General features: G+C 64.8%; 10 protein-coding genes. All 10 read right to left on the reverse strand.

What is annotated here, in order from left to right:
• Positions 1-69 precede the first annotated feature (69 nt).
• On the reverse strand, positions 70-1,731 hold the full coding sequence (gene ftsZ, locus VRS74_RS06475; protein ID WP_354144434.1) for a cell division protein FtsZ: 1,662 nt from the start codon (positions 1,729-1,731) through the stop codon (positions 70-72).
• 133 nt (positions 1,732-1,864) lie between these two features.
• On the reverse strand, positions 1,865-3,145 hold the full coding sequence (ftsA, locus tag VRS74_RS06480) for a cell division protein FtsA (RefSeq protein ID WP_354144435.1): 1,281 nt from the start codon (positions 3,143-3,145) through the stop codon (positions 1,865-1,867).
• Positions 3,145-4,056: a cell division protein FtsQ/DivIB gene (locus tag VRS74_RS06485; protein WP_435521380.1), complete on the reverse strand. Its 912-nt coding sequence runs from the start codon at positions 4,054-4,056 to the stop codon at positions 3,145-3,147. The genes ftsA and VRS74_RS06485 overlap by 1 nt, the downstream gene beginning before the upstream one ends.
• On the reverse strand, positions 4,043-5,053 hold the full coding sequence (locus tag VRS74_RS06490; RefSeq protein ID WP_435521381.1) for a D-alanine--D-alanine ligase: 1,011 nt from the start codon (positions 5,051-5,053) through the stop codon (positions 4,043-4,045). Before VRS74_RS06490 ends, VRS74_RS06485 begins: the two co-directional genes overlap by 14 nt.
• On the reverse strand, positions 5,023-5,928 hold the full coding sequence (gene murB, locus VRS74_RS06495) for a UDP-N-acetylmuramate dehydrogenase (RefSeq protein WP_354144437.1): 906 nt from the start codon (positions 5,926-5,928) through the stop codon (positions 5,023-5,025). The genes VRS74_RS06490 and murB overlap by 31 nt, the downstream gene beginning before the upstream one ends.
• Complete coding sequence (murC, locus tag VRS74_RS06500) at positions 5,928-7,361, reverse strand: UDP-N-acetylmuramate--L-alanine ligase (protein ID WP_354144438.1); 1,434 nt, start codon at positions 7,359-7,361, stop codon at positions 5,928-5,930. Before murC ends, murB begins: the two co-directional genes overlap by 1 nt.
• Entirely contained in the window at positions 7,358-8,644 is a 1,287-nt protein-coding gene (murG, locus tag VRS74_RS06505) for an undecaprenyldiphospho-muramoylpentapeptide beta-N-acetylglucosaminyltransferase (protein WP_354144439.1), read from the reverse strand. The genes murC and murG overlap by 4 nt, the downstream gene beginning before the upstream one ends.
• Positions 8,641-9,870, reverse strand: a complete 1,230-nt coding sequence (locus VRS74_RS06510; RefSeq protein ID WP_354144440.1) for an FtsW/RodA/SpoVE family cell cycle protein — start codon at positions 9,868-9,870, stop codon at positions 8,641-8,643. The genes murG and VRS74_RS06510 overlap by 4 nt, the downstream gene beginning before the upstream one ends.
• A complete protein-coding gene (murD, locus tag VRS74_RS06515) occupies positions 9,867-11,234 on the reverse strand; it encodes a UDP-N-acetylmuramoyl-L-alanine--D-glutamate ligase (RefSeq protein ID WP_354144441.1) in 1,368 nt (455 codons plus the stop codon). The genes VRS74_RS06510 and murD overlap by 4 nt, the downstream gene beginning before the upstream one ends.
• 7 nt (positions 11,235-11,241) lie before the next feature.
• Positions 11,242-12,312 carry a phospho-N-acetylmuramoyl-pentapeptide-transferase gene (mraY, locus tag VRS74_RS06520; RefSeq protein WP_354144442.1) on the reverse strand — a complete coding sequence of 357 codons (1,071 nt, stop codon included), beginning with the start codon at positions 12,310-12,312 and terminating at the stop codon, positions 11,242-11,244.

Here is a 12,312-nt window from a genome sequence, read left to right on the forward strand (position 1 = left end):
GCTGCCATAGCCATAGGGAACGCGTGTCCGCTAGCCTCAGCCAGCTGAACCGGCGACGAACAGCAAGATTTACTGGTTGTTCTGACGGCCCAGGAAGCGCGGGATGCTCAGCGACGAGCCACCGCCATCCCTATCCTCGTCATCGCCTTCCTCTTCATCCTCGTCATCCGAGCGACCGACACCGCGCGACAAATTGGCCATCCGCTCAAACAGCGTGCTGCCGCCGGCAGCCGCAGGTGCACCACCGCCTTCGCCGGCTCCGCCGCCCGCACCGCCACCTCCACCGAGGATCGAAGCACGGCGGCCTCCACCCTGCTGGGGTTCGCTGGCGCCGAAATCATCCTGCGCGGGCGCTTCGGCAGTGAGGTCGAGCATGTCATCTCCGGCCTCGCCATAGTCGCCACCTTGGCCGCCGCCCATGCGCAGATCCTCGGCATAGGGGTCGTTTTCTTCGTTGCGAAGGCCCGCGAGCGGATCGACGATCTCGTCGACATCGTCGCCATCCTCATCTTCGCCCATTTCGTCGCCGACCTGCATACCGCTCAGGTCGAAGGGCTCGGCCGCCTCCTCTTCTTCGTAATCATATTCAGCCTCGGCGACCGGCTCGGGAGCAGCCTCCATCGCCAGTTCGAACGGCTCTTCCTCAATCGGTTCGGGTTCGGGTGCCGCAACTTCCGGCTCGCTTGGCCAATCGAGCGCCGGACGCTTGGGTGCGCGTGCCGCGCCGAGCGTCACAGGATTGCTTTCCGGCAGGCGCTGGACGGCATGCTGGTCGATCCCGGTGGCGACGACCGAAACGCGGATCTTGCCTGCGAGATCGGGATTGAACGCGGAACCCCAGATAATGTTGGCGTCTTCGTCCACCAGCTCGCGAATATGGTTGGCCGCTTCGTCGACTTCGAGCAGCCGCATGTCTTCGCCGCCGATGATCGAAATGATCACGCCCTTGGCGCCTTGCATGCTGACGCCGTCGAGCAGCGGGTTGGCGATGGCGCGTTCGGCGGCTTCGAGCGCGCGGTTCTCGCCTTCGCCCTCGCCGGTGCCCATCATGGCCTTGCCCATTTCGCTCATGACCGAGCGAACGTCAGCAAAGTCGAGGTTGATCAGGCCCGGCATCACCATCAGGTCGGTGATCGAACGCACGCCCTGCTGCAGCACCTCGTCTGCCAGCATGAAGGCTTCCTTGAAGGTGGTTTCAGCCTTGGCGATCAGGAACAGGTTCTGGTTCGGGATGACGATCAGCGTATCGACGTGCTTCTGCAGCTCCTCGATCCCGGAGTCCGCCGCGCGCATCCGGCGCGTGCCTTCGAACAGGAACGGCTTGGTCACCACACCCACAGTGAGCACGCCCTTGCGCCGTGCCGCTTCTGCAATCACCGGAGCAGCCCCGGTGCCGGTGCCCCCGCCCATGCCGGCCGCGATGAAGCACATGTTGACGCCATCGAGCGCGTCTTCGATCTCAGCCACGGTTTCCTCGGCAGCTGCCTTGCCCACTTCGGGCCGCGCGCCCGCGCCCAGGCCGCCGGTAATATCGGGACCGAGCTGGATCTTGGTGGCCGCCTTAGACATGGCCAGCGCCTGCGCATCGGTGTTGGCTGCGATGAAGTCGACACCCTCGATCTCGGCCTCGATCATGTTGGCGATGGCATTGCCGCCCGCGCCACCGATCCCGATCACGGTGATCCTGGGGCGCAGATCGTCGCTCGACGCAGGTCCGATATTGATACTCATGACGTTAGTCCTCCGGGCGCACCACGGCCCAATTAACCTTTACCCCGTGTTTGACACAAAGGAGCTACACCGTTGATAGCCCAACAACCCTTATCCACAGTGGTTAAGGGCCGGGGTTTTGCCCTCAATCACATCAAAATCCTTCTTTGAGCGCACGCCACAGCCGGCTCAGGCCCAAGGCCCCGCCCAACCGCGTGATCGGCGCGCTCGGTTCGCCGATCGAACGAATGTCGACCGGGTCGTCCGCCGCATAGAGGCACAGCCCCGCCAAAGTGGCGAAACCGGGCGTGGCGTGGGCTTCGGGCAGGCCGGTAAGCGCGGGCGGGCGCCCGATCCGAACCGGCATTCCCAGCGCGCCCTGCGCGAATTCTGCGAGCCCGGCCAGCTCGGCACCGCCGCCGGTCATCACCACCTGCCCGCCGCGCACCCCGCTGAAACCCATCGACTTGAGCGCACGGCCGATCTCATCGGTCAGCCGCGACAAGTGCTGCGTGACGATCGAGACCAGTTCGGCCCGCGCCACGCGGTTCTTGTCATCGGCTCCGCGTGCGACCGGCCCAGCCTGGTCGTCGCCCGGGCCGTTCACCGGGATCATCTCGCGATGGTCGGTCGGGCTGGCGATGGCCGATCCCGAAACGCATTTGAGCCGCTCCGCCTGGAAGCGGCGAATCCCGAAAGCCGAAGCAATCGCATCGGTGATATCGCCAGAACCATAGGGCAGCGCGCGCAGCCCCAGCAGCATGCCCGCCGCATAGACCGCGACATTGGTCACTTCCCCGCCGATCTCGACCAAAGCAACGCCCAGTTCGCGCTCTTCTTCGCTGAGGCAGGCGTAACCTGCGGCGAGCGGGGCCGCCACAACCGCTTCGACATCGAGATGCGCGTTCTGCACCGCTTCGGTGAGATTGCGGACAGGCGCGCCATCGGCCAGCATCACGTGGATATCGACCCCCAGCCGCTCGGCATGGAGGCCCTTGGGATTGGCCACGCCATGCGCGCCATCGAGCGTGTAGTGCGCCGGCTGCGCATGCAGCACCATCCGCCCGTCGGGCTGGATCGTATCGCGCGCGGCGATCAGCAGGTGCTCGATATCCTCTTCCTCGATCCGGCGCCCGCCAATATCGATCTCGACCTTCGCGACCTGGCTGGCGAGCCCGGCTCCGGCGCAACCGACCCACACGCTCTGCACGCTGGTGCCGGCATTCTTTTCGGCACGCTCGACCGCGTCACGAATGGCATAGGTCGCCGCCGCCATGTCGGTGACATAGCCGCGCTTGATCCCGTTCGAGGCGCGGTGGCCCGACCCGAGCACCTGCAACTCGCCGCTTTCGGTCTGGCCCATGATCATGGCCGAGATCCGGAAAGAGCCGGTATTGACCGCCCCGAAATAACGCGTGAATCGCGTTGCAGCCATCAGGGAGTCCCTTCCTTCTTGGCGTTCAGTACCTGGTCCGCACGACCGGGAATGCGCATGTAGATGCGCGGCGGCGCGCGCATGTCGAATGTCGAAACTTCGCCGCCCAGCAGGCGGTTCTGCCCGTCGAGCCGGGCGAAAGACACCAGCGCCGCGGCGGCTTCGTCATCGCCCTGCGGCAGCGCGAGCACCTGCCCGGTCTTGAACGTCAGGTTCCAGCGCCGGTTGCCGACCCATTCGGCCCCGCCAACCTGCGGCCTCAGCGCGGGCGCGGTTTCGAGCAGTCGGTCGAGCGAACCGACCTGGCGTGCCGCTCCGGGACCGGAAATCAGCAGGCGCTCGCCGATCGCATTGCGGCTGACCGGCTCCAGCTCATTGCCTTCTACGTCGACCAGGACCAGGCGGTCGGCCTTCTGCAACACCGCATGCGGCTGCCGTTCGACTATGTCGATTGCCAGCGTATCCGGCAATTGCTGCGAAACGCGCGCGTCCTTGACCCATGGCAATTCGAGCAAGTCCGAACGGATCGTTTCGATGTCGACTTGCGGCATGGGCCGGTCGCGCTCGCTCAACACGCGTTCGTAAACGCGGTCCTGGTTCATGCGTTCGACCCCGCTCACGCGCACATGGCGCACTTCGAAACCGGCATTGGACGCCAGATGCGCTAGCTGCGCCTGCGCCATCGACGGTACGCCCGCCAGCGTGGCGATGAACCAGGCAAGCGCCACGGCCGCGGCGATGATAAGCACCAGGAAAATGCGATGGAGCTGCTCTTCGGTGAAGGGCAGCAGGCCCATCAGCCAGTCGATGATGCCGCTGGTAGTGCTGCGGGCCTTGCGCGCCTTGTTCGCGCGATCGTTTGCGCGCGCGACGCGCCTCACGCCCTTGGCAGATCGCCTAATCGTGGTCACCGGCGCCTCCCGCCAGTTTCCCGGGCGCCATCCGTTGCAGCGCTTCCTCGACGATAGCCTCGACCAGATCGGCGTAGCTCATACCCACATGGCGCGCCTGCTCGGGCACGAGGCTGAGCGGCGTCATCCCCGGCTGGGTATTCGTTTCGAGCACGAAAAGCCCGCTCTCGCCCTGTTCGTCGTCCCAGCGGAAATCGGTGCGGCTGGTGCCATGGCAGCCGAGCAGCTTGTGCGCGCGCACCGCATATTCGCAGCACAGCGCAGCAATCTCCGCCGGGATGTCGGCGGGGCAGACATGCTCGGTCAGCCCGTCGGTATATTTTGCGTCGAAGTCGTAGAAGCCGGACTTGGGCCTCAGTTCGGTAACGCCGAGGGCGCGTGCCCCGCCCGGCTCGTCCAGGACTGCGGTGGTGAGCTCTCGCCCGCGAATATAGGGTTCGGCCAGAAGCTCGTCGAACTTCTGCCATGGCCCCGGCACAGTGCGATCGATCGGGCTGCCGTAATTGCCGTCTGCGGTGACGATCGCCACCCCGACCGAAGAGCCTTCGTTGACCGGCTTGAGCACATAGGGGCGCGCGATCGGATCTCTCTTAAAAAGATCGGCGCTCTTCACGATCCGCCCGCCCGGCATGGGGATGCCATGCGGCACGAGCGCCTGCTTGGTCAGCTGCTTGTCGATCGCGATCACCGAAGTGGCGAGCCCCGAATGGGTATAGGGGATGCCCATCAGGTCGAGCATGCCCTGCACGGTGCCGTCTTCGCCCGGCACACCGTGGAGCGCGTTGAAGACGACATCGGGCGCGGCCTCGGCCAGCCGTGCGGCAATTTGCCGATCCATGTCGATCCTTGTGACGCGGTGCCCGCGCGATTCCAGCGCAGCGGCGACGCCATTGCCGCTCATCAGCGAGACCTCGCGTTCGTTGGCCCAGCCACCCATCAATACAACGACATGGAGTTTGGGGAGCGTCACTTGCGGCCTACTCGTTGGATTTCCCATTCGAGCTCGACGCCCGAGTTTTGCTTGACCCGGCGGCGCACCTCTTCGCCCAGCGCCTCAATGTCGCTGCTGGTGGCGTCGCCCGTGTTGATCAGGAAGTTGGTGTGCTTTTCGGAAACCTGCGCCCCGCCCACCGTCAGGCCGCGGCAACCCGCTTCGTCGACCAATTGCCAGGCCTTCAGCCCCTCGGGGTTCTTGAAGGTCGAGCCGCCGGTCTTGGTGCGCAGCGGCTGCGAAGCTTCGCGCGCAGCGGCAATGCGATCCATTTCGGCCTGGATCGCCTCCGGGCTGTCGATATGGCCGCGGAAGGTCGCGGAGATCACCACCGCACCTTCGGGCAGTTCCGAATGGCGATAGGTATAGGCAAGATCTTCTGGCGACAGGAATTTGCGCTGGCCGCTGCGCAGCACAACTTCGCAAACCCTGAGGACATCCTTGACCTCGCGGCCATAAGCCCCGCCATTCATCCGCACGAAGCCGCCAACCGTGCCCGGGATCGAACGCAGGAATTCGAGCCCGCCGATCCCCGCATCGCGCGCGGTCGAGGAAACCAGTATGCCGCTGGCCCCGCCGCCGCAGCGCAAGGTGGTGGAATCGATCCGTTCGACTCCCGCGAATGCCTTGCCGAGCCGGATCACCACGCCCGGCACGCCGCTATCGCGGACGATCATGTTGGAGCCGAAACCCAGCGCCATCACGGGAATTGCCGGATCGAGCGCACGCAGGAAATCAGAAAGGTCATCTGCATCGGCCGGCTCGAACAGCCAGTCCGCGCAGCCGCCGGTCTTGAACCAGACCAGCTTGGCCAGCGGCGCATCGGGAGTGAGCTTGCCGCGCACTTCGGGCATCGCTTGCGGCAAGGCCTCGGCCGCCATCACGCGCCCCTCCGTGCTGCGATCGCATCGGCCAGCCCCGCCGCCCATTTGGTGATGTCGCCCGCGCCAAGGCACACGACGATGTCGCCTGCCTTGAGATCGCCGGCCAGCACCTGTGCCAGTTCGGACTGGTCGGCGACTGTGGCTGCCGAACGGTGCCCGCGCGACTTGAGCCCCGCCACCAGCGCTTCGGCATTGACGCCTTCGATTGGCTCCTCACCGGCGGTATAGACCGGCGTAACATACACGCGGTCAGCCTCGTTGAAGCAGGTCTGGAACTCGTCCATCAAATCGCGTAGCCGAGTGAAGCGGTGCGGCTGCGCCACCCCGATCACGCGCCCGCCGTTCGCGCCGCCAACCGCTTCGCGCGCGGCGGCGAGCACGGCCTGGATTTCGACCGGGTGATGCGCATAGTCGTCGATCACCGTAGCGGTCCCGCCCTCGAGCGCGACTTCGCCCACCTTGGTAAAGCGCCGCCGCACCCCGCCGAACGCGCCGAAACCTTCGCGGATCACATCGTCGCCGCAGCCCATCTCAATGGCCACTGCGATCGCGGCGAGCGCATTCTGGACGTTGTGCCGCCCTGGCATCGGCAGTCGTACGCCTTCGATGCGGCGGTCTTCCTCGCCGCGCTGGCGCACGATCACGTCGAACAAATTGCCGCCCGCATCGGGCCGGACATTGATCCCGCAAATATCGGCCTGGAGCGAGAAACCGTAGGTCACCACCTTGCGGTCACGCACCTGGCCGATCACCGCCTGGACTTCAGGATGGTCGATGCACAGCACGGCAGCGCCATAGAAGGGCACGTTGTGGATGAACTCCACGAAAGCGCGCTTCACGCCTTCGAAATCGCCGTAATGGTCGAGGTGCTCGGGATCGATATTGGTGACGACCGCGATCGTCCCGTCGAGCCGCAGGAAGCTGCCGTCACTCTCGTCGGCTTCGACCACCATCCAGTCGGAAGCGCCAAGCCGCGCGTTCGAGCCATATTGCTCGATGATCCCGCCGTTGATCACGGTGGGATCGATCCCGCCGCGATCGAGCAGCGCCGCGATCATGCTGGTGGTTGTGGTCTTGCCATGCGTGCCGGCGACCGCGACGGTCGATTTGAGCCGCATCAGTTCCGCCAGCATTTCCGCGCGGCGAACCACCGGGATGCGCGCTTCCAATGCCGCCGCAACTTCAGGGTTGGCACGGCGCACGGCCGTGGAAGTTACCACCACAGCCACGCCTTCGACATTCTCGCGCGCATGGCCGATCTTGACCTCGATCCCGCGCGCGCGCAGCCGCTCGACGCTCGCGCTTTCGGCGATGTCCGATCCCTGCACCTGGTAACCAAGGTTGTGCATCACCTCGGCGATGCCCGACATGCCGATCCCGCCGATGCCGACGAAATGGATCACCCCGATGTCGGTGCCGACGCCCTTCATGCCGCACGATCCCGATTGGCCATGCCGGTGGCGGGTGCGCCCTCGCCATTGCGCTCAAGACTTTCGCTGCCGACGCGGATCACATCCATCAGGTCAACCCCGCCAAAACCTTCGACAAGGTCGGCAAGGTCGCGCGCGGCATGCGGCCGCCCGCAGTTCCACGCTGCATGCGCGGCATTGGCCAGCGTCTGCGGAGCCATCGCCATCGCCTGGATCTGGAGCGAAATATCCTTCGACAGCTTCTGGAATGCGTCGGACTGCGCCACCCGCTCGCGATTGTCCTTGTCGTCCCAGCCGGTGACTTCCTTCACCGTGACCGCGGGCTGGCGGATCATCCGCGCTCCGCCTGCCTTCACCATTTCGCGCGTATTGGCAGCCTGATGGTCGTCTGTCGCGATCGGTAGTGGGATCAGGATCGCCGGGCGGCCCACCGCAGTAAGCTCGGCAATGGTCGAGGCGCCGGCGCGGCCGATGAACAAATGGCATTCGGCCAGCCGCGCGTCCATGTCCTCGAAATAGGTGCCAAGCTCCGCCGGGATGTCATGCGTACGATAGCGTTCGCGCACCCGGTCGAGATCTTCGGCGCGGCATTGCTGGGTCACCTGCAACCGCTGGCGCAGCGCGGGCGGCAGCATTGCCAGCCCGTCGGGCACCACTTCGGACAGCACGCGCGCGCCCTGGCTGCCGCCGGTGACGAGCACCTTGAGCAAGCCGTCTTCAGTGAAAGCCGGGTAATCCTCGTCGCGCAGGGCAAGAACTTCGGGGCGCACCGGGTTGCCCACCACATGCACCCTGTCGATAAATTTGTGCTTGAGCCGCTCGACCTCGTCATAGGAGGTAGCGATCGCATCCACCCGGCCTGCCAGCAGGCGGTTGACGCGACCCAGCACTGCATTCTGCTCGTGGATCACCGTGGGAATGCCCGCGCCCGTCGCCGCCAGCATCGCGGGAAAGGCCGGATAGCCGCCGAAGCCCACCACCGCGCTCGGCGCGAAAGTGTCGAACAGGCGATGCGCCATTGCGCGCCCTTCGAGCACGGCCTTGATCCCGCCCAGCCAACGCAGCGGGTTCTTGCCGAAGCGGCCCGCCGGGATCACATGCGCGGTAAGGAAATCGGGCTTGCCGGGGATCGCCGCGCCGCGCTCATCGGTGATCAGCGCGACATGGTGCCCTCGCCGGTCCAGCTCTTTCGCAAGCGCAAAGGCCGGGATCAGGTGCCCGCCGGTGCCACCAGCGGCGAGGACATAGTGGCGGCTGGCGCCGGTACGAATATCGCCGCTCATGCCGCATCCTCCCGCCGTTCGAGCATCGCCTTGAGCCCCGGCGTTTCGCGCCGCAGGAACGGATTGCGACGGGTGATCGCCAGCAACAGCCCCACCGTGAGGCACATCGCGATGGTCGAGGAACCGCCATAGCTGACCAGCGGCAACGTCATCCCTTTCGACGGGAACAGCTGCAGGTTCACAAGAATGTTGATGAAGGCCTGTCCACCGATCGCCGCGACCAGGCCGGAACCGGCCAACACCGCGAAAAGGTTGTCCTCGTCCACCAGCCGCAACAGCACGCGCCACAGCAAGGCGAGATACAGGATCACCACCAGAGCGCAGGCAAGCAGGCCGAATTCCTCGCCGATCACCGAGAAAATATAGTCCGTATGTGCTTCAGGCAGGTTCATCTTGCGGATGCCCAACCATAGCCCGGTGCCGGTCCAGCCGCCAGCCAGAAGCGTGCGTTCGGCCAGGTCGACCTGATCGAAGGCGGTGCCGCCGCCAAGGAAGGAGTCGATCCGGTGGCGGGCATTGTCATAGAGGAAATAGGCGGCAGTCAGTCCGACGATGCCCACGCCGACCAGTGCGCTCAGGCGCTGCACGCTGACGCCCGAAAGCAGCACCAGCACGAACCAGATCCCTGCGAACAGCATGGTGTCGCCAAGGTTGGGCTGCATCATCAGCAGCATGGCGACAAGCACCAGTATGGCCGATGCGAAGGCGAGCACCGGCAAGTCCGGATCGCGCAGCCGCAGGCTCAAGATCCAGGCGAGCAGGATGGCGAATGCGGGTTTGAGGAATTCCGACGGCTGGAGCGAAAAGCCGAGGTTGATCCAGCGCTGGGCGCCATTCACTTCGAACCCGATCAGCGGGACCAGCGCCAGCAGCACCAGCATGGCCGATGCCAGCAGCACGCCCGCCTGCCGCGCCCGCTCGCGCGAGAGCATGGATGCGCCAAGCATCACCCCAATGCCCAGCGTTTGCCAAACGATATGCTGCTTGAAGAAATAGAAGTCATCGAGCCGCACTTCGGAGGTCGAAAGGCGGCTCGCGCTGGCAGGCGAAGCTGCCGCGACAGCACCCGTTCCGACCAGCATCAGCAGCAATACAAGGGCCAGCGCCACCTGGTCGACTTCGCGCCACCAGATACGCAGCTCGCCGCGCCAGTCGATCTGCAGCGGCGCGTTCGGGCCGGTCCTGCGCGCGCGCTGATGCGGGATATAGGGCTTGACCGAACTCATGCGGTTTCTCCCGTCGCGAGCGCTTCGAGGGCTTCTTCGTCCGAGCCGGTAAGCGCTGCCACAACCTGGCGGAAATGCGCGCCGCGGGCTTCATAGTCGCGGAACTGGTCGAAACTGGCGCAGGCGGGCGACAGCAAAACTACTTCGCCGGGGCGTGCGCGTGCGATCGCGCGCGTCACCGCTTCGCACATCATTTCCGCCCGTTCTACATGCACATGCGGGGCAAGCAGTTCGGCAAAGCGCGGCCCGGCTTCGCCGATGGTATAGGCGGCCTTGACATTGGCGAGATGTGCCTCGGTTGCGCCGAGCCCGTCTTCCTTGGGCAATCCGCCGACGATCCAGTGGATACGCGGCGCGCCATTATTGATCGCCGGATCGGGCGGAAACGCAGCCAGTGCCGGGGCGGCACTGTCGGTGTTCGTCGCCTTGCTGTCGTTGACGAACAGCACGCCGTTGTGAGTGGTGACGCGCTCCATGCGGTGGGGGAGACCGGTGAAGGTGCGGAGGCCTTCTCCGATGACAACGTCGGTCAGCCCAAGCGCACGACAAGCAACCACAGCTGCCTGAGTATTTTGCAGATTGTGCGGGCCTTGTAACGATGGCCAGTCGTTTTGTCCGCTCGGCAGATCAACCTTGTCGATGAATTGGATCGAAAGCTGTTCGGACGCTCCATCCAGAACGTCAAGATCAGCTTCAGCCGCATATTCGACGACCGCTAACCTTTGGGCGGACTGCATCTCGAACAACCGTGCCTTGCTCGCGGCATATTTCTCGAAGCTGCCATCATAGCGATCCAGATGATCGGGCGTGATATTGAGCAGCACCGCGACATCGCAATCGAGGCTGAAGGTCAGGTCGATCTGGTAGCTCGACAGTTCGAGCACATAAACTCCGCCTTCTGGAAGCGGGTCCTGCGCCAGGATCGGCAGGCCGATATTCCCGCCCATCGTCGTCGGTACGCCCGCAGTCTTCAGGATATGGTGCACCAGCGCGGTGGTGGTCGATTTGCCATTGGTGCCGGAAATCCCCACCACCTTGTGCGGCGGCAGTTCGGCTCGCGCCTGCGCGAACAGTTCGATATCGCCGATCACCGGCACGCCGAACCGTTCGGCATGCGGCTTGACCGGATGGGTGTTGAGCGGCACGCCGGGCGATACCACCACCCCGTCGAACCCGGTCAGGTCCATTTCCAGCGGATCGGCCAATTCGCAGCGCCCCTCGAACGGCACGCGCGCATTGTCCTGCCGGTCCCACGCCAGCACCTGCGCCCCGCTCGCCAGCAACGCCTCGACCGTCGCGGCGCCCGAACGCGCAAGTCCCAACACTGCGTATTTCTTTCCGTGGAAGGCGGAAGAGGTGATCACCTGCGCGTCACCTCAGCTTCAGCGTTGCCAGGCCCGCCATCGCCAGCACGATCGCGATGATCCAGAAACGGATCACGACCTTGCTTTCGCTCCAGCCAAGCTGCTCGAAATGGTGGTGGATCGGCGCCATGCGGAACACCCGCTTGCCGGTGCGCTTGAACCAGAACACCTGGATAATCACGCTGGCGGTCTCGACCACGAACAGCCCGCCCACAATCAGCAGCACGATTTCGTGATGGCTCGCGACAGCAATCGCGCCCAGAGCGCCGCCCAAGGCAAGCGAGCCCGTATCGCCCATGAACACGGCGGCAGGCGGCGCGTTGAACCACAGGAAGGCGAGCCCCGCCCCCATGATCGCCGCGCAGAAGATCGCGAGTTCGCCCGCGCCCGGAACATGCGGGATGCCGAGATAAGCCGAGAAGTCGACGCGGCCGACGAGATAGGCGATGATCGCGAAAGTGCCCGCCGCGATGATCACCGGCATGATCGCCAGGCCATCAAGCCCGTCGGTCAGGTTCACCGCATTGCCGAAACCGACGATGATCGTCGCCGCAAACACGAAGTAAAACGGCCCGAGCGGGATCGAAACGCCGCTGAGGAAAGGTACGTAGAGATTGGTGCTGACCTGGCTCACGATGATCCACGAGGCGATGCCGGCAACCACGAATTCCAGCAGCAGTCGCACCCGCCCGGGCACGCCGCGATGGCTCGATTTCGAAACCTTGTCGTAATCGTCGAGGAAGCCGATCGCCCCGAAACCGATGGTGACCGCGAAGCAAGCCCACACCAGCGGATTGGAAAGATCCATCCACAGCAGCAACGAAAGCGTGAGCGAAACCAGTATCATCAGCCCGCCCATCGTCGGCGTGCCGCGCTTGGCCAGATGCGATTGCGGGCCGTCCTCGCGGATCGGCTGCCCCTTGCCCTGGCGCACGCGCAGCAGGTTGATGAAACGCGGGCCGATCAGCAGGCCAATGAAGAGCGCCGTGATCAACGTGGCCCCGACACGAAAGGTCTGGTAGCGTATGAGGTTGAAAACGCCTTCGAAACCCAGCCATTCGGCGATCAGGTATAGCAT

Source organism: Altererythrobacter litoralis (assembly GCF_036324225.1).
Lineage (GTDB): Bacteria > Pseudomonadota > Alphaproteobacteria > Sphingomonadales > Sphingomonadaceae > Erythrobacter > Erythrobacter litoralis_A.

Excerpts from the sequence above, each read along its gene's own strand:
- VRS74_RS06490 (WP_435521381.1), bottom strand. The coding sequence starts at position 5,053 with ATGGGAAATCCAACGAGTAGGCCGCAAGTGACGCTCCCCAAACTCCAT.
- murB (WP_354144437.1), bottom strand. The coding sequence starts at position 5,928 with ATGGCGGCCGAGGCCTTGCCGCAAGCGATGCCCGAAGTGCGCGGCAAG.
- ftsA (WP_354144435.1), bottom strand. The coding sequence starts at position 3,145 with ATGGCTGCAACGCGATTCACGCGTTATTTCGGGGCGGTCAATACCGGC.
- murG (WP_354144439.1), bottom strand. The coding sequence starts at position 8,644 with ATGAGCGGCGATATTCGTACCGGCGCCAGCCGCCACTATGTCCTCGCC.
- VRS74_RS06510 (WP_354144440.1), bottom strand. The coding sequence starts at position 9,870 with ATGAGTTCGGTCAAGCCCTATATCCCGCATCAGCGCGCGCGCAGGACC.
- ftsZ (WP_354144434.1), bottom strand. The coding sequence starts at position 1,731 with ATGAGTATCAATATCGGACCTGCGTCGAGCGACGATCTGCGCCCCAGG.
- mraY (WP_354144442.1), bottom strand. The coding sequence starts at position 12,312 with ATGCTATACCTGATCGCCGAATGGCTGGGTTTCGAAGGCGTTTTCAAC.
- murC (WP_354144438.1), bottom strand. The coding sequence starts at position 7,361 with ATGAAGGGCGTCGGCACCGACATCGGGGTGATCCATTTCGTCGGCATC.